Source organism: Massilia orientalis (genome assembly GCF_030411975.2).
Taxonomy (GTDB): domain Bacteria; phylum Pseudomonadota; class Gammaproteobacteria; order Burkholderiales; family Burkholderiaceae_D; genus Telluria; species Telluria orientalis.
In genome coordinates, this window is the sequence record NZ_JASNRB020000031.1 from 1 (window position 1) to 16,282 (window position 16,282).

Genomic DNA, 16,282 nt, shown 5'->3' on the forward strand with positions numbered 1-16,282 from the left:
GACCAAGCCGTACGACATTCCCAAGGCGCTCGTCTGGGAAGCCTATCAATATGTCAAAGCGAATGGAGGATCAGCAGGTATCGATCACGAATCGCTGGAACAGTTCGAAGGCCATCTGAGCAGCAACCTGTACAAGCTCTGGAACCGCATGTGTTCCGGCAGCTACTTCCCACCGCCCGTTAAAGGCGTGCCCATTCCGAAGAAGTCTGGCGGAGTGCGCATGCTCGGCGTGCCGACGGTTGCGGACAGGGTGGCGCAGACGGTGGTTAAACGCTTGCTCGAACCGGTCATTGATCCGGTGTTTCATGAGAATTCGTACGGATATCGGCCCGGGCGATCCGCACACGATGCGATCGCCATCGTCCGCCGGCGCAGTTGGCAGTATGACTGGGTGGTTGAATTCGATATTAAAGGTCTCTTCGATAACATCGACCATGACTTGCTCTTGAAAGCGCTGAGGAAGCACTGCCAGACACCATGGGTCCTTCTGTACGTCGACCGTTGGCTGAAAGCGCCAATGCAGACCTCGGAAGGCATGGTGGAGAGGACGTGTGGCACGCCGCAAGGCGGTGTCGTCAGCCCTCTGCTCGCCAATCTGTTTCTGCACTATGCATTCGACAGCTGGGTACAACGTCACCTGCCGAGCGTGCGCTTTTGCCGCTACGCCGATGATGGGGTCATCCACTGTCGGAGTCTGGCGCAGGCCAAGTTTGTCTTGGCGAAGATCGACGAGCGATTCCGGCAGTGCGGGCTCGAACTGCATCCAGAGAAAACGCGGATCGTATACTGCAAGGATGTCAATCGAGCAGGAGACTATCCATGTGTGCAGTTCACGTTCCTCGGCTATACGTTCCGGCCGCGCAAGGCGGTCGACAAGTACGGCCGGGTCTACGTGAACTTCGCTCCGGCCGTCAGCCGCGATGCCCTCAAGGCCATGCGACAGACGATACGTGGGTGGCACCTCCAGCTTAAATGCGACAAGAGCCTGGCCGATTTGTCGGCCATGTTCAACCCGATACTCCGGGGATGGCGACAGTACTACGGCCGATTCTACGAGTCGGCCATGTCACCTGTGTGGCGGCATGTGAATGGCTACCTGACGCGCTGGATGATGCGCAAGTATAAGCACCTGGCTCGGCATAAAACCCGAGCAGGTCGTGCCCTCGGGGGACTTGCACGTCAGTTTGAAAGTGCATTCGTGCACTGGAAATCGGGGTATGTCCCATCAGCTGGATGATGGGAGCCGGATGAGCTGAGAGGTTCACGTCCGGTTCTGCGAAGGGCCGTGGGTGAAATTCCCACGGTCTACTCACCCCTATATCTGGACTGCCGAAGGGTGGCTGTACGTCGCCACTGTGCTGGACCTGTATTCGCGCCGTATCGTTGGCTGGTCGATGCAGGACAGCATGACTTCGCAGTTGGTTGTCGACGCGTTAATGATGGGTGTCTGGCGTCGAGGTAAGCCGACAGCCTTGCTTCATCATTCGGACAGTAATAATGTCTCTGCCGGTTATTCCTGGGTGAGCAAATTCTTCGTAGCATTGGTTGGCCAGAGAAGAGCTGGTGCCGTACAACGTTCTGGGCGACCTGACCCGCATTCTGATCGACAGCATTATTTGTCTTTCCCTGGACCTGTCGGTTGCCCAGCAACGTTTCGCGGCGAGGTCTCGCCTCGTCGATACATGTGACCCAAGAAGGGCCTGACGCTCTGTCGCTTTACTGTCTTGTCCAGGTATTCGTTGTGGCGAAATCGCTAACTTCTACCTCAAGGAGCGGCGGGCCATGGATGAGCATCGGGTTGTGGTTGGTGGCGTGGATACCCACAAGGAGCCGCATTTCGCAGCAGTGGTCAATGACCAAGATCACGTTTTGGGCAACGAGTGTTTCCCAAGTACGCGTCATGGGTATAAGCAGATGTTGGCATGGCTCCGTTCGTTTGGTGAACTTGCTCGCATTGGCGTGGAATGCACGGGAACCTATGGCGCTGGTTTGCTTCGTTACCTTCAGAAGGCTGGCGTGACCGTGCTGGAAGTGACGGCACCGGATAAGCATGATCGCCGCAAGCGAGGCAAAGACGATACGATCGACGCTGAAAATGCCGCTCACGCAGCTTTGGCCCAAGTACGGACCGTCACGCCCAAAACTCGCGATGGCATGGTCGAGTCTTTGCGTGTATTGAAGGCCTGCCGCAAGACTGCAATCGCCGCGCGCCGCGTTGCCCTGCAGCTCATCCAAAATAGCATCATTAGCGCGCCAGACGAACTGCGAGAATCGTTGCGCACGCTTACCCGTATGCAGCTCATCCGGACGCTTGCAGCCTGGCGTCCGGACCTGTCTGATTATCGGAATTTGACTTCGGCGTATCGCATCGCTCTCAAGTCGTTGGGCCGACGCTATCTGGAACTGCACGACGAGATCGCTGACCTGGACGCTATGATCGCCGCACTTGTCGACGAACTTGCTCCAGAACTCATCGCGCAAAACTCTATCGGGTATGAATCGGCGTCTCAACTATTACTCACGGCTGGCGATAACAGCGGGCGACTTCAGTCTGAATCCAGCTTCGCCGCCCTGTGCGGCGTAAGCCCGGTGCCTGCTTCCTCGGGAAAGGTATCGCGGCATCGCTTGAACCGTGGGGGCGACCGAGCCGCGAACAGCGCACTACATATCATTGCGATTGGCCGCTTGCGAACTGATGCGCGTACGCAGGCATACGTGGCCAAACGGCTCAATGAAGGACACTCCAAGCTTGAGGCCATCCGCTGCCTCAAACGCTACATCGCACGCGAAGTCTTTTACATCATTCAACGGCGGCAACGCGAGATAAACGCGACCAAATCGCTACTTGACACATAGAAGGGCGGCGTCCAGGGCAGCCAATACACCAGCGAGCATTTCCAGCAACTGCTCAAGGAACAGGGCATTACCTGTAGCATGAGCCGGGCTGGCGAAGTTTGGGACAACTCGGCAATGGAAAGCTTCTTCAGCTCGCTCAAGACCGAACGGACGGCACGCAAGGTCTACCGAACCCGCGCCCAGGCCCGCTCAGACGTGTTCGATTACATCGAGCGCTTCTATAATCCTACGCGCCGTCATTCGACGCTGGGGTATATCAGTCCGGTACAGTTTGAAGAAGCTAGAAAAGCTTAAAGCGGTGTCATCCGAATCGGCAGCAGGCCACCGATGTGATTGCAGTGCCGGTGTCAGCCGATGCCAGGTGTTTAGCGGAGAACTAGAGCCGAATACTAACCTCGCAGGCATCAGTGCACGTGCGATGTTGTTCTTATGGCAATATGTAGTAGGTCTGGCTAACACGACAAACTGCCAGGAAAATCCGCTCCAGTGAGACGAGCCTGCACCTAGCGTGCGGTTTTTCCGTTTTGAACACGCCCCGACGGCGTGATCGACAGTTGACACGTCCGGAAAACACGCATAGTATACAAACCAACTAGTTGGTTTGTTCGACGTGATAGGGGTAACTTTTATGGAAACCAAGCAATTTGACGGCCGCAAACTCCTCGTCGTTGGCGGCACGAGCGGCATCGGACTGGAAGTGGCGAGGATGGTGGCCGAGCAAGGTGGCGCAGTCGTTGTCGTCGGCAACCGGGCCGAAAAGGCGGAAGTCGCGCGACGGGAACTGACCGCGATCGCAGGGGACGGCAGGGCGAGCGCTATCGCCACCGACCTCTCTGATTTCGATAGTGTGAAATCGCTACTCGCCAAGCTCGACGTCGAGCATGGCGACATCGATCTGCTCGTGAATAGTGCCGGTATCTACTATCCCAAGGCCTTTTTGGAGCACTCCACCGAGGACTATGACAATTTCCTCAACCTGAATCGGGCCCTCTTTTTCATCACAAAGCAAGTCGCCGGCTCCCTCGTGGCGCGGAAAGAGCCCGGATCGATCGTCAACGTCACCGCCGTTGCCGCTAGACAAGCAACTGAAACTGTCCCGGCGTCGGCCTACGCGATGGCAAAGACGGGGTTGGACGCACTGACAAAACATGCCGGCGCAGAACTGGCCGAATATGGTATTCGCGTGAACGCCGTCAGCCCGGGGATAGTCGAGACAAATATCTTCGAGCGCTTTATTCCGGGCGAGCAGTTGGGCGGCGCATTGGACGGGTTCAAGAATTTCCATCCTTTGGGCCGCAATGGTACGCCGCGTGACGTTGCCGAGGCCATCGTCTTCCTTCTGTCGGACAAAGCATCTTGGGTTACTGGAGCAATCTGGGACGTGGACGGCGGTGTCATGGCAGCGCGCAAACTCGGCAAATAATTTTTTACAGAAAGGTGGTTTGATATGGATAAGAAGTGGACTGAAGAATTGAAATCGGTGATCAGGCGTGTCGGCAGTTTCAACAAGGCCAATGCGCCTGTCGCAAGCGCTTTTCACAAGCTCGAAACCGCCACGCGGGAAAACAGCGTGCTCGATGCCAAAACACATGAGCTGATCTCGCTGGCTGTCGCGGTCACCACCCGTTGCGATGGCTGTATCGCGGCTCATGCAGGCGCGGCAAAGAAGGCCGGCGCCACCAAGGACGAGATTGCTGCTGCACTGGGCACCGCGATTGCCCTGAATGCAGGCGCGGCCTATGTCTACTCTTCTCGCGCTCTTGAGGCCTACGAAGAACTCGCAGCCTGAATCTGGCCGCGACCCTGCGATATGCAATGATCGACGGAGCGTTAAGGCAGGGTTGGTGGGCGTCCGCTTGGTCGGCAGCCTATAATTATGGATGCTAACGGACGTAGTTATTAGGAGAATTTATGGCGGCTGGAACACGTGATGCCCTGGTACAAACCGCAGAAAGCTTGATGCGCACAAAGGGTTACGCTGCATTCAGCTACGCGGATCTCGCTGAAAAGGTTGGCATCAAAAAGGTCAGCATTCATCACCATTTTCCGACGAAGGAAGACCTGGGGATTGCTATCGTCGAGGAGTATATCAGTCGGGTGCGAGACGATTTCGATCGCATTGAGCGGCAGGATCTGAACGCGAGAGTCCGGTTGGAGTCCTTCTTCCAGATGTTCAGGGCAAGCGGCGAAGGCGGCATGCTGCCGTTGTGTGGTGCGCTTGCTGCCGAAATGTCCGCGCTTCCACCAGGTCTGCAGCAACTTACGAAACGCTTCTTCGACTTACAGTTGAAGTGGCTTACTGGAATCCTGGAGGTAGGGATAGATCGCGGCGAGCTTCCGAGTGGCTGTGGTGCCAGGCAAAAGGCGTTTCAATTGTTAAGCGTTCTGGAAGGCTCCAGCTTCATCAACTGGGCCGTTAAGGAGGGGGACCTCCTGAACGATGGAATTGTCCGGCTTATCGTCGAACAAACCTGAGCCAAATGACATAGGGTATTGCCCCGCGCGGTGCTGATAAAGCACGGGGTTTAATTTATTCACCTAGAAACCAACTAGTCGGTAGGGGCGGCGATTTGGGGCTGCCAACGCGGTCGAAACAGGAGAGAAAATGAAGAGAGTTAACGTAGAAGTATGGTCGGACTTCGTATGTCCTTGGTGCTGGATCGCCAAGCGTCGGCTTGACAAGGCGGCCGCGTCGCTGTCCAGCCAAGTCGAGGTGATAGTTACGGCGAAGTCCTACCGTCTTGCGAAAGGTATGGCGCCCATGGACTTCAAGAGTGCGCTCTATCAGAAATTTGGTAATCGTATTGCCGCCGACCGGATGATGGCCGCCGTCCGGGAGCAAGGTCTCCTGGAGGGCTTGACATACAACTTCGACACCATGCGCTTTGGCGACACGAGTGCGGCGCACACGCTGATCAAAAGCGTACGTTCGCCAGTGTTAGCCCAGCGGTTGGTAGAGCGTGTATTCAAGGCCGCGACCACGGACGGGCTCGACATCTTCGACAGGGAGGTGCTCATTTTACTGGCCAAAGAAACGGGCATGGCCGACACGGCCTTTGAATTTGACTCTGCCGATTTCGCATCCGAAATCGCTCTCGACGAACGGGAAGCGAACCAGATAGCGAACGGCGTACCTCTGTTCGTGTTCAACAAGAAGCTCTATCTGTCCGGCGCACGAGAAGTCGAGGCGTTCCAGAACGCTCTCCTCGAAGGGGCCACCGATGTGCCAGATGCATTCGACGCCGGCACCGGTGAGAGTTGCGGCATCGATGGATGTGCCCGCTAGTGCGCGGCACCGTGTGCCGAGCCGACACAAACCGAATCCAGATCCAATGAAGTGGCCGCATTGCCCTTCGGACGATCCTCCACGCGCCCTGGCGCAATTTAGAAAGGACTAATCCAATGACGAACAAGCCTAATGGAATCGATGTAGCCGCGTTGCAGCAGTTCGCAAAAGGCGTAGCCGAAGACGCATCAAAGCGAAGCGCACGGTTCAATGTCAAGACGAAATGGGAACACCAGACCCGTTCGGTCGCGACAGTAAGCCATTACGCCCTCGGTGGTGTAACGCATCAACGCCACTTCGACATCGCGGCGGATGAGCCGGTTGAGCTGCTTGGTCAGAATTCGGCTCCCAATCCGCAGGAGTTGCTCATGGCTGCGCTGAATGCGTGCCTGACAGTGGGTTATGTGGTGAACGCCGCGGCAATGGGCATCACGGTACACAGCCTGGAAATTGAAACAGACGGTGAGCTCGACCTTCGCGGCTTCCTCGGCCTGGATGAAAGCGTGAATCCGGGTTACGACGAAGTCAGCTACGTGGTGCGCCTGCATACGGACGCCACGCGTGAGCGACTGGAAGAGTTGCACCAGGTTGTCACCAGGACTTCGGTGAATTTGGCTAACTTCTCTAAAGCAATTCACATGAAGCCCAAGCTGGAAATCGTCGACGCGTAACCAGTCTGAAAAGCCTTCTTATAAATGAAATTTAGCTGCCACCGCTGGTGGCAGCATCCTATTCGCGGAGCATCATGAGCAAACTTTTCACTTCTTACGATCTGTCGGGAACCTTACTCGCCAATCGCGTGGTCATGGCACCCATGACACGTACCCGGACCCCGGGAAATATTCCCACCGACCTGACCGCCCTCTATTACGCGCAGCGAGCATCGGCCGGGTTGATCATCACGGAAGGGCTTCCCATCTCCGATGAAGGCCGCGGGTACCTGTATACCCCAGGCCTGTACACCGATGAGCAGACTCAGGCATGGCGCAAGGTGACGGATGCCGTGCATGCAAAGGGCGGAAAGATCTTCGCGCAGCTCTGGCATGTCGGCAGGATGTCGCACGTCTCCCTGCAGCCAGGAAACGCAGCGCCCGTTTCGTCCAGTGAGGTGGCGGCGAAAAACACCGCCGTCTATGCATGGCTGGAACCGGGCAAGGAAGGCCCCGTCACCCCCAGTGTTCCCCGTGCGTTGGCCACGGATGAAGTTCGCCGCATTACGCAGGATTTTGTGGCGTCTGCACGTCGGGCGATCGATGCAGGCTTTGACGGCGTAGAGCTGATGGCCGCAAACGCTTTCCTGTTTGACCAGTTCCTCAGCAGCGCAATCAACCAGCGGAGCGACAAGTACGGCGGCTCCATTGCCAATCGCCAGCGCTTTTTGCTCGAGACAGTCGACGCCCTGTCGGTTGCCATCGGTGGTGAAAAGGTCGGTGTCCGCCTCTCGCCGTTTGGACGTCTCTACGATTTGCAGCCTTTTGAGGAAGAGAGTGAGACGTGGACGAGTGTTGCTTTGGCCCTGAATGAACGAGAGCTGGCCTATGTGCACTTGAACTATCAACCCACGATTTCCGCGGCGGAAGTACCTACTGGGTTCGGGGCACGTTTCCGCCAGGCCTATCGCGGCACCATCATCGGCGCTGGCGGCTTTGATCGCGAGCTTGCCGAGGCGGAACTGGAGAAGGGTGATCTCGACCTGATCGCATTCGGGACTTCGTACATCGCCAATCCCGATCTCGTGGAACGGATGCAAAACGACTGGCCGCTCGCGGAGGCCGACCGGACGACGTTTTATGGTGTGATCGGTGCCAAAGGGTATACGGATTATCCCGTATTTGACGTCGATGAGGATGCGGCTCTTTCGCAGTCTGCTAAAAGGGTGGCCTGATAGAACCGAAGTGGCGAACGTCCGATGCTCGGGCATTCGCCACTGTTCGTGCTGGACTGTGGACTCCCGAGGCGTTTCACCTTCACTGTACCTGCATGTAGTTATCGAGGCCGGGAAGTCTGCGTGCGAGTCATTTCGCGGCTGCATTTACCATCAACGCCCTCAGTCCCGCCAACGAGGCCGCGACCGACTCGAGCTGCCCCATCCCGTCCGGATACTCTTCCTGCTCGACGATGATCCACTCGGTACCGCCGGCTTCGCGGACGGCACGCACTAGCCCCGCCCAGTCCGCGCCATCCTGGCCGATGATGGGTTTGGAGGACGATCCCGCGGCCGGCTTGGCCTTGAAATGGATAGTGAGGGTGCGGCCCGGATAACGCCGTACGTACGAGATCGGATCCTTGCCGGCGAATACGGTCCAGCCGACGTCCTGTTGCAGGATCGTCTCCTGCGGCGTGCCTTGCGCGATGACGTCCCACGGCGTACCGCCCACGGTGCCGGCCATTTCCTGAGCATGGTTGTGGTAGCCGATGCGCATGCCGTTCGCAGCCAGCGTGGCAGACAGTGCGGCGAGGTCCCGTGCCAGTCCCGCACTCTCCCCGGGTGTGGCACCGCGCGGGTCCATCGGAACCACCAGATTCGTGCAACCCAGGAGCCGGTAGAACGCCGTCGTCGCCTCGAGGCGGTGCGGCGCCAGCTGGGCCAGCATCACGTGGGCGCCGGCGCACTGCAACCCGTTCTTGTCGAGGAGGGCCTTCAATGCTGCCGGGTCCTGCCTGTACGGGCCAAACTGGCCTGCGAATTCCACGCCCTGGAAGCCCAATCGGGAGATCTGCGCGAGCATCCCATCGAAGTCCCGCCTAATCTCGTCCTTGACGGACCACAGCTGCACGGCCAGGCGGGGTGCCGTTTGTGGAGCCGCACCATGCGCGGACGCGCCGAGCAGGACAAGGATCAGGGGCAACATGGCTCGTTTCGTCTTCATAGGGTTTCCGTGTTCGTTCGTGGTTGTACGCCCATTGCGATTCTGGTTGCGCGGGCACAGGTATGCACCGTCCGAACGGACGATGCCCGGCGGACGCGAACAGCAGATTATGATTGCCGGAGAAGTCTTCGAAAGGACAAGAATGAAACTGGAAGCAAGCGTCGGCCCGGGGCGGACGGAGAGAAAAAGGCGCTGGAATAGGCTGGCCATCGTGGCCTGCTTGACGGCATTGTACTCGGCAGGCACGGCGCCGCCGGCCATGGCGCAGGCGTCCGCGGACGACGCATGGGCCGATACCATCCTGAAGCAGATGACGCTGGACGAGAAACTCGACCTTGTCCACGGCAGCAATCCTTTCGCAGTGAAGCCAAAGCTGCCCGCCGATGTCGTCAAAGGCGCCGGGTACGTGAAGGGCGTCCCGCGTCTGGGCGTGCCGTTCCTGACGGAGAGCGACGCGAGTGTCGGTGTCGCCAACATGATGGGTGGGCTGCGGCCTGGCGATGTCGCCACGGCACTGCCGTCGACAGTCCTGCTGGCGTCGACCTGGGACGTGAACCTCGTCGAGCGCGGTAGCGCGATGATCGGTTCGGAGGCGCGCGATAAGGGATTCAACGTTCTGCTTGCGGGCGGCGTCAACCTGGCTCGCGAACCGAGGAACGGCCGCAACTTCGAATACTTCGGCGAAGATCCGCTGCTGGCGGGCACGCTGGTGGGCCACGCCATCCGCGGCGTCCAGTCGAACCATGTCATCTCCACAATCAAACACTTCGCCCTAAACACCCAGGAGACGGGCCGTACGATCCTCAGTGCTGAGATGGAGGAGGGTGCGCTGCGCGAGAGCGACCTGCTGGCGTTCGAAATTGGCATCGAGATAGGTCAGCCGGGCTCCGTCATGTGCGCTTACAACAAGATCAACGGCGTGTTCGGGTGCGAGAACGCATTCCTGCTGAACGACGTCCTGCGCCGCGACTGGGGATATAAAGGATTTGTCATGTCCGACTGGGGCGCCGTGCATGGTCCGTCGATCCGCGAGGGACTCGACCAGGAATCGGGCACGACGCCAACCGACGCGGGATACTTCGGTTCGCAGCTGCGCGCGGCGTTGGCCGCTGGTACGGTCACGGAAACCGACGTGGACCAATCGGTGCGCCGGATCCTGCGCTCCATGCACGCCATCGGGCTGGTCGACCATGCGCCGGTGCGCAGGCCTATCGATTACGACGCAAACGGCCGCATCGCCCAGGAGGTGGCGGAGAGCGGTATCGTCCTCCTGAAGAACGCGCGCAACCTGCTTCCCATCACCGCCGCCGCTCCCACAATCCTGGTGGTGGGTGGCCATGCCGACGTCGGCATCCTCGCTGGCGGCGGCGGCTCGTCGCAGGTCAATCCCGTGGGCGGCGCCGTGCTGAAGTTGCCGGCGGCATTCGGGAGGAAGCTGTACAGCAATTCGTCGCCCGTCGAGGCCTTGCGCAAGGCCCTGCCGAATGCGACCGTGTCCTTCGACGACGGCACTGATTCCAAGCGTGCTGCCGACGCCGCCCGCAAGGCGGATCTTGTCGTCGTCATCGGCGAACAGTTTACGACCGAGACCATGGACGTGAAAGACCTGAACCTACCGGACAATCAGAACGACCTCATCATGGCTGTCGCCAGCGCGAATCCCGCGACCGTCGTTGTGTTGGTCACGGGTGGTCCAGTGCTCATGCCATGGCTGGACAAGGTCGGCGCCGTCCTCGAAGCCTGGTATCCGGGACAACGCGGCGGCGACGCGATCGCGCGCATCCTGACGGGAGCAGCGAATCCTTCCGGCCACTTGGCGATGACTTTCCCGGCCAGTGAACGGCAATTGCCCAACCCCACCATTCCCGGCTACGAGATGGCAGGGGAGACGGTGCAGCGCGACCTGTATGGCCTGCCGAAGGATATGAAACCGTTCTCGTTGACCTACCCGGAAGGTGCGAACGCCGGGTACCGCTGGTTCGACAAGACCGGGGCGAAGCCGCTGTTCGCGTTCGGCCATGGGCTCAGCTATACGCGCTTCGTGTACAAGGCGCTGCGCGTGACGGGCGGGGCAACGCCGCGCCTGTCGTTCACGATCGTGAATACGGGCGCGCGTCCCGGCGCCGACGTCGCCCAGGTCTATGCCCGCGTGAACGGTGTCAAGCACCTCGTCGGCTGGAGCCGAGTCTATCTGAAGCCGGGGGAAAGCCGGCAAGTGTCGGTCGACGTCGATCCGCGATTGATGGCGGGCTTCGACGTGGTGGCGCACAACTGGCATGTGGCCGGCGGCACCTATGACATCGAGGTCGGCGAAGACGTCGATCACCCTGTCCTCAAGGCGAAGGTGCGCTTGGGCGAGCAACGGATCAAACCCTGACGAGACAATGGAAAACGCAAACGACAACTCCCAATTCAGCCCGTCGCGCCGGACCTTCCTCGTCGGCTCGCTGGCGGCCACCACCGTTGCGTTCAGCCTGCCCGGCATGGCTGCTGGACCGGCGTCAGCTACCGATCCGTTCATCGAGCGCTTGCTGAAGCGTATGACGATCGAAGAAAAGGCCGGCCAGCTGACGATGAACGGCGCGCAGGGCATCGGACGCCTGGTAAATCCGGACACGGGACCCGAGCCGACCCTGCAGGCCACGCTGGACGAGATCGCCAACGGCAACCTCACGGGCCTCTTCAACAGCGACGACGTGAAGCTCGGGCGCACCATGCAGCAGATCGCGGTCGAGAAATCCCGTCTCGGCATCCCGCTCATCTTCGCCGCCGACATCATCCACGGACTGAAGACGGCATTTCCAGTCCCGCTGGGCGAGGCCTCCAGTTTCGACGCCGACCTGTGCGTGCGGACAGCCAGGGCGACGGCCGTCGAAGCCACGGCGTTCGGCGTCCAGTGGACATTCGCACCGGCCGTCGACATCGCGCGAGACCAGCGCTGGGGCCGCGTCGTTGAAGGCGCTGGCGAGGATCCTTGGCTTGGGAGTCACCTCGCGCAGGCGCGAGTGCGGGGTTTCCAGGGTACCGACCTGCGCGCAAACGATTCACTGCTGGCCTGCCCCAAGCACTTTGCCGGCTATGGCGCCGTGCAAGGCGGCATGGACTACAACACGGCCGATATTCCCGAAACGACGCTGCGCGAAGTACATCTACCGCCGTTCAAGGCGTCCTTCGACGCGGGCGCGCTGTCGACGATGGCGAGTTTCAACGACACGGGGGGCGTGCCGTCGACTGGCAATCATCACTTGCTGACCGATATTCTTCGTGGCGAATGGGCCTTCCGCGGGCTCGTCGTGTCAGACTTCAATTCCGAGAAGGAGCTGGTCGATCACGGCTACGCCGCCGATGAAGCCGAAGCCGTCCACAAGTCCATCACGGCCGGTTGTGATATGTCCATCCAAGGCGGGCTGTACCTCAAGCACATACCCGCATTGGTAAAATCGGGGCGACTGAAGATGGCGGTTGTCGACGAGGCGGTACGGCGCGTGCTGCGTGTGAAGAAGGCCCTGGGCCTGTTCGAAAATCCTTACCGGTCGCTCGATCCGGCGCGTATGGCCACTGACGTCCGGCGGCCTGAAGCCGTCGCACTCGCGCGGGAAGCGGGGCGCAAGGCGATCGTCCTGCTGAAGAACGAGCGCAGCCTCCTGCCGCTGCCGAAGTCGGGCAAATCCATCGCGCTGATCGGCCCATTCGTCATGGACAAAAACAATGCGCTGGGGCCCTGGATGGTATTCCCAGACATGAAGTCGGCCGTGACGCTCGAGCAGGGCGTACGCGATGCGCTGGGCGCCAATGCCGCGCTGTCTGTTGTGTCCGGCTGCGGTGTCGAACGACCGATCGAGGGCGGCATCGACGCTGCGGTGGCCGCTGTCCGCGCTGCCGACGTCGCGGTGCTCTACGTAGGCGAAGCGACTAATATGTCCGGTGAAGGCGCGTCGCGCGTCGATATCACTATCCCGAAAGCGCAGGTCGACCTGATCGATGCGGTCGCCGCCGTCGGCAAGCCGATCGTGATCCTGCTGAAGCACGGAAGGGCGTTGGAATTGCCGAATTCCGTGAAGAACGCGCAAGCTATCGTGTGCACCTGGTTCCTTGGGTCGGAGTCCGGAAACGCGATCGCCGACGTGTTGTTCGGCGACTTCGCGCCGCAGGGCCGCCTGCCGGTCAGTTTTCCGCGGCGCGCTGGGCAGGAACCCTTCTACTACAACCACCGCTCGACAGGCAGACCAAGCATGGTAGAGGGCCCCCCCGTCGGAGCGCGCTACCGCGAGGTGTCGACCAGCGCGCTTTATCCGTTCGGGCACGGGTTGGGGTATTCGACCGTCGCCTATGGCCCCACCGAAATCGCCGCGCCGCGCATAACGATGAACGGTTCGCTGGCCGTCAATGCACGCGTCACCAATACCGGAACGAGAAGGCATCATGAAGTCGCGCAGCTGTATGTCCGGATCAAGGTGGCAGAGGTCGTCCAGCCCGTGCGGGCGTTGAAAGGCATTCGCCACCTCGACCTGGATCCCGGTGAGAGCGTCGACGTCGAATTCGTCGTCACTGCGAAGGACCTCGCTTACGTGCATGCGGACACCACGATGCGGACCGACGCAGGCGTGTTCGAGGTCGTGATTGCTCCGAATTCGGTGGCGGGCAGGCCCGTGCCGTTCGTCGTGTCGCGCAGTTAATCCCATCCCAGATTGCCGTCCTGATCGCGCGACAGTGCGAGGACGGCGTTTCTTTTTTTGAGTTTTCCGACGCTCCTGACGTCCTTACCGTCTGAACGGACGATGCCGGCGGATCCTAAACCCCGCAAGATGACTGTGCAGTTGCCACGGGCGGGCCGGTATGAGAGACGCTGCGATGGACCACACAAGAACACTTGCATCAGAACAAATTTGGAAATATTTGGAGACGAAATGAAAAGTAACGATGCTGCAATCAGACTGACGGTTTGCGCTACTGCGCTGGCTCTTGCCTTTCCCGCCGTGGCTCAACAAGTGGCAAGCAATGACGACGGCAAGGTCCCCGAAGTTGTGGTGACTGCGTCCAAGCGAAAAGAAAGCATCCAATCCGTGCCGATGGCCGTCGATGCCGTCAGCGGCACATCGATCCAGAAGCTGAACATCCAGAAGTTCGAGGATGTCGAAAAACTGGTGCCGGGACTGGTGCTCAATCCGGCCGATGGTCGCGGCCAGACCGTGGAACTGCGCGGGATTACCTTCGACCCGGATACCGGGACGAGTCCGGCGGTGCAGATTTACTGGAACGAGACACCGATCAGCGCCGCCGAGGCGTTCCGAGGACTGTTTGACATCGGACGTATCGAGGTCCTGCGCGGTCCGCAAGGCACACTGCGAGGTGTGACCACGCCCGCAGGATCTATCACCATCGCCAGCGAGCGTCCTGACACGAGCGAAACGAGTGGCCGGCTGGTCCAGACGTTGGGCTCGCGTCAGATGCGTAATACCCAGGCCGCAGTCAACGTGCCTTTGATTTCGAACGTACTTGCTGTCCGTGTCGCCGGGTTGAACAGCTACACGGAGTCGGGCGTACATAATCTCAACAACGGACAGGCGAACAGCGACCGGAACCAGGGAGGGCGCATTTCGGTGTTGTACCAACCGGCCAAATCGCTCGAATTCCTACTGGTACATCAGCAGCTGACGTCCAATGAAGTTAATCCGCCGGTCGCGATTGGGCGACCTTTCCCTGGTCAACCAGGTCCGGAGCTGAATTTCTCCGATCGCAAGTCCATCGTCGAAGGGCCGTATCAGTTCCACAACAAGACCAAACTGACTTCGCTCAGTGCGACCTGGGACCTCGCCGGACATCGGCTCAGTTACATCGGCGGCTTCCAGCAGACTACCGAAAACGATGACCGTGATACCGACATTGCCAACGTCATACCAGGGTGGCGCAACCAGCAAACCGTCCGCGTCAAAGGTTTGCAGCGCACTCATGAATTGCGTTTCGAGTCGACTGGCCAGCGCTGGTGGAACTACATGGTCGGCGCGTACTACTCGTACGGCGACGCTACCGCCACGTTCACGCAAAAATTCCCGTACTTCTATCCGGGGCCATTCCTGCCTCCGATGGAAGCGATCCTGACCGGCTCGACCGCTCCTGGGACTTTCAGCGAAGGCACGGCGCTCTTTACCGACCATCGTTTCGCCATCAACAACGTGGACCAGCTGGAGGTCGGACTGCGCGTACAAAAGAACCGTTCGTACAGCCAGCAATATCTCGACGTGTTCGGCAACCGGATCCAATCGCTCCCTGACGATCGCGCCCACATCAGCGACAAGGCCTGGACCGGTTCGGCCAGCTACCGGCACAACTTCAGTAAGGACGTGATGGCGTACGCGAGTGCGGGTACAGGTTATCGCCCAGGAGGGGCGACGGCATTTGTGACTGCACCCGGGCTGGCACCGGACTTGATCAATTACAAGGCCGAGAAATCGAGGTCGTTCGAGCTGGGCATCAAGTCGACGTTGCTGCAACGCCGGCTCGTACTGAATGCCGACATCTTCCAGCAAAACATCAAGAATTATATCGGCCGCGCGAACGCGCTCGGAATCCGGGCCGGGGCAATTCCTGGGGAAGCGGCAGGCCCTACGGCTGGCGGCGCCTATCCTGCCGACCTGAGCGGAACGATCAACCTGAACACGAACGGCGATGTGATCAGCCGCGGTATCGAGGCCACCGCGATCTGGAGCATTCTGCCGAACTGGCGCGCGCAAGTGTCCGCGAGTTACGTCAACGCGCATTACGTTGACGCTGAGCTGTACTGCAACGACGGGAACAATGACGGCATACCGGACGCGGATACGAAACACGTCCAACCCGGCAGGCAGGTGTCGGTTTGCCGTAGCAACCGGCCGCTTGCGGACCCTCTCGGCAACGAGTCCGGCAAGTTCAACATGGTGCTTCAGTCGGAATATACGCACGGGATCGGGAGTGTCGAGGCGTTCGTACGTGGACTGGTCCGCTATACCCCGCCGCGTTACAACGTGACGACCGGCCAGCAGATGGGATCGTTCACGCCGGTCGACCTCTTCACCGGCGTCCGGGACCCCGGACAGAACTGGGAGGTGAGCGTGTGGGCGCAGAACGTCTTCAACCGCGCCAATACGCCGTTCCTCATGCCGAGCTTCTCGCCTGCCGGTGAGCGGGGCGGTTATCTTGCCAGTCTGCTGCCGCAGGAGCGCAAGGTCGGCGTCACGCTGCGCTACGATTTCTGATCCCGGTAACCCGCCTAACGAAAAGCCAGGACGTTTGT

12 protein-coding genes and 2 pseudogenes are annotated in these 16,282 nt (G+C 59.8%); 13 read left to right on the forward strand and 1 reads right to left on the reverse strand.

Annotated features, from left to right (window positions below; all coding sequences use genetic code 11):
* From ltrA to QPK29_RS30100, 10 genes and pseudogenes are all read left to right on the forward strand, one after another.
* A partial coding sequence (gene ltrA, locus QPK29_RS30055; RefSeq protein ID WP_400189887.1) for a group II intron reverse transcriptase/maturase occupies positions 1–1,237 on the forward strand: 1,237 nt, incomplete at its 5' end.
* Between the two features lie 79 nt (positions 1,238–1,316).
* Positions 1,317–1,499 (forward strand): annotated as a pseudogene (locus tag QPK29_RS30060) (DDE-type integrase/transposase/recombinase); the annotation flags it as partial.
* A 283-nt stretch (positions 1,500–1,782) separates the two neighbouring features.
* Positions 1,783–2,856 (forward strand): IS110 family RNA-guided transposase, encoded by a 1,074-nt coding sequence (locus QPK29_RS30065; RefSeq protein ID WP_371772186.1) that lies wholly within the window; start codon positions 1,783–1,785, stop codon positions 2,854–2,856.
* 12 nt (positions 2,857–2,868) lie between these two features.
* Positions 2,869–3,150: pseudogene (locus QPK29_RS30070) on the forward strand (IS3 family transposase); the annotation flags it as partial.
* 334 nt (positions 3,151–3,484) lie between these two features.
* Positions 3,485–4,279: an SDR family NAD(P)-dependent oxidoreductase gene (locus tag QPK29_RS30075; protein ID WP_371772185.1), complete on the forward strand. Its 795-nt coding sequence runs from the start codon at positions 3,485–3,487 to the stop codon at positions 4,277–4,279.
* A 24-nt stretch (positions 4,280–4,303) separates the two neighbouring features.
* Positions 4,304–4,645, forward strand: coding sequence for a carboxymuconolactone decarboxylase family protein (locus QPK29_RS30080; protein WP_371772184.1), 342 nt, complete (start codon positions 4,304–4,306; stop codon positions 4,643–4,645).
* Between the two features lie 122 nt (positions 4,646–4,767).
* Positions 4,768–5,331, forward strand: coding sequence for a TetR/AcrR family transcriptional regulator (locus QPK29_RS30085; RefSeq protein ID WP_371772183.1), 564 nt, complete (start codon positions 4,768–4,770; stop codon positions 5,329–5,331).
* A 130-nt stretch (positions 5,332–5,461) separates the two neighbouring features.
* Positions 5,462–6,142: a DsbA family oxidoreductase gene (locus QPK29_RS30090; RefSeq protein ID WP_371772182.1), complete on the forward strand. Its 681-nt coding sequence runs from the start codon at positions 5,462–5,464 to the stop codon at positions 6,140–6,142.
* A gap of 116 nt (positions 6,143–6,258) precedes the next feature.
* Positions 6,259–6,813, forward strand: a complete 555-nt coding sequence (locus QPK29_RS30095; protein WP_371772181.1) for an OsmC family protein — start codon at positions 6,259–6,261, stop codon at positions 6,811–6,813.
* Positions 6,814–6,887: 74 nt separating this feature from the next.
* The gene (locus QPK29_RS30100) at positions 6,888–8,027 is read left to right on the forward strand and encodes an alkene reductase (protein WP_371772180.1); all 1,140 of its coding nucleotides are present in this window, start codon (positions 6,888–6,890) and stop codon (positions 8,025–8,027) included.
* 130 nt (positions 8,028–8,157) lie between these two features.
* On the opposite strand, the gene QPK29_RS30105 is transcribed toward QPK29_RS30100, so the two are convergent.
* The gene (locus tag QPK29_RS30105) at positions 8,158–9,012 is read right to left on the reverse strand and encodes a sugar phosphate isomerase/epimerase family protein (protein WP_371772179.1); all 855 of its coding nucleotides are present in this window, start codon (positions 9,010–9,012) and stop codon (positions 8,158–8,160) included.
* Positions 9,013–9,154: 142 nt separating this feature from the next.
* Here QPK29_RS30105 and QPK29_RS30110 point away from each other — a divergent pair, with 142 nt between their 5' ends.
* The 3 genes from QPK29_RS30110 to QPK29_RS30120 all read left to right on the forward strand — a co-directional run bounded on the left by QPK29_RS30110 (position 9,155) and on the right by QPK29_RS30120 (position 16,244).
* A complete protein-coding gene (locus QPK29_RS30110) occupies positions 9,155–11,389 on the forward strand; it encodes a beta-glucosidase (RefSeq protein ID WP_371772178.1) in 2,235 nt (744 codons plus the stop codon).
* Positions 11,390–11,396: 7 nt separating this feature from the next.
* On the forward strand, positions 11,397–13,688 hold the full coding sequence (locus tag QPK29_RS30115) for a glycoside hydrolase family 3 N-terminal domain-containing protein (RefSeq protein ID WP_371772177.1): 2,292 nt from the start codon (positions 11,397–11,399) through the stop codon (positions 13,686–13,688).
* Between the two features lie 231 nt (positions 13,689–13,919).
* Complete coding sequence (locus QPK29_RS30120; RefSeq protein ID WP_371772176.1) at positions 13,920–16,244, forward strand: TonB-dependent receptor; 2,325 nt, start codon at positions 13,920–13,922, stop codon at positions 16,242–16,244.
* Positions 16,245–16,282: the final 38 nt, after the last annotated feature.

Coding starts and splice junctions, on each gene's coding strand:
- QPK29_RS30065 (WP_371772186.1), top strand. CDS start 1,783: ATGGATGAGCATCGGGTTGTGGTTGGTGGCGTGGATACCCACAAGGAG.
- QPK29_RS30075 (WP_371772185.1), top strand. CDS start 3,485: ATGGAAACCAAGCAATTTGACGGCCGCAAACTCCTCGTCGTTGGCGGC.
- QPK29_RS30080 (WP_371772184.1), top strand. CDS start 4,304: ATGGATAAGAAGTGGACTGAAGAATTGAAATCGGTGATCAGGCGTGTC.
- QPK29_RS30085 (WP_371772183.1), top strand. CDS start 4,768: ATGGCGGCTGGAACACGTGATGCCCTGGTACAAACCGCAGAAAGCTTG.
- QPK29_RS30090 (WP_371772182.1), top strand. CDS start 5,462: ATGAAGAGAGTTAACGTAGAAGTATGGTCGGACTTCGTATGTCCTTGG.
- QPK29_RS30095 (WP_371772181.1), top strand. CDS start 6,259: ATGACGAACAAGCCTAATGGAATCGATGTAGCCGCGTTGCAGCAGTTC.
- QPK29_RS30100 (WP_371772180.1), top strand. CDS start 6,888: ATGAGCAAACTTTTCACTTCTTACGATCTGTCGGGAACCTTACTCGCC.
- QPK29_RS30105 (WP_371772179.1), bottom strand. CDS start 9,012: ATGAAGACGAAACGAGCCATGTTGCCCCTGATCCTTGTCCTGCTCGGC.
- QPK29_RS30110 (WP_371772178.1), top strand. CDS start 9,155: ATGAAACTGGAAGCAAGCGTCGGCCCGGGGCGGACGGAGAGAAAAAGG.
- QPK29_RS30115 (WP_371772177.1), top strand. CDS start 11,397: ATGGAAAACGCAAACGACAACTCCCAATTCAGCCCGTCGCGCCGGACC.
- QPK29_RS30120 (WP_371772176.1), top strand. CDS start 13,920: ATGAAAAGTAACGATGCTGCAATCAGACTGACGGTTTGCGCTACTGCG.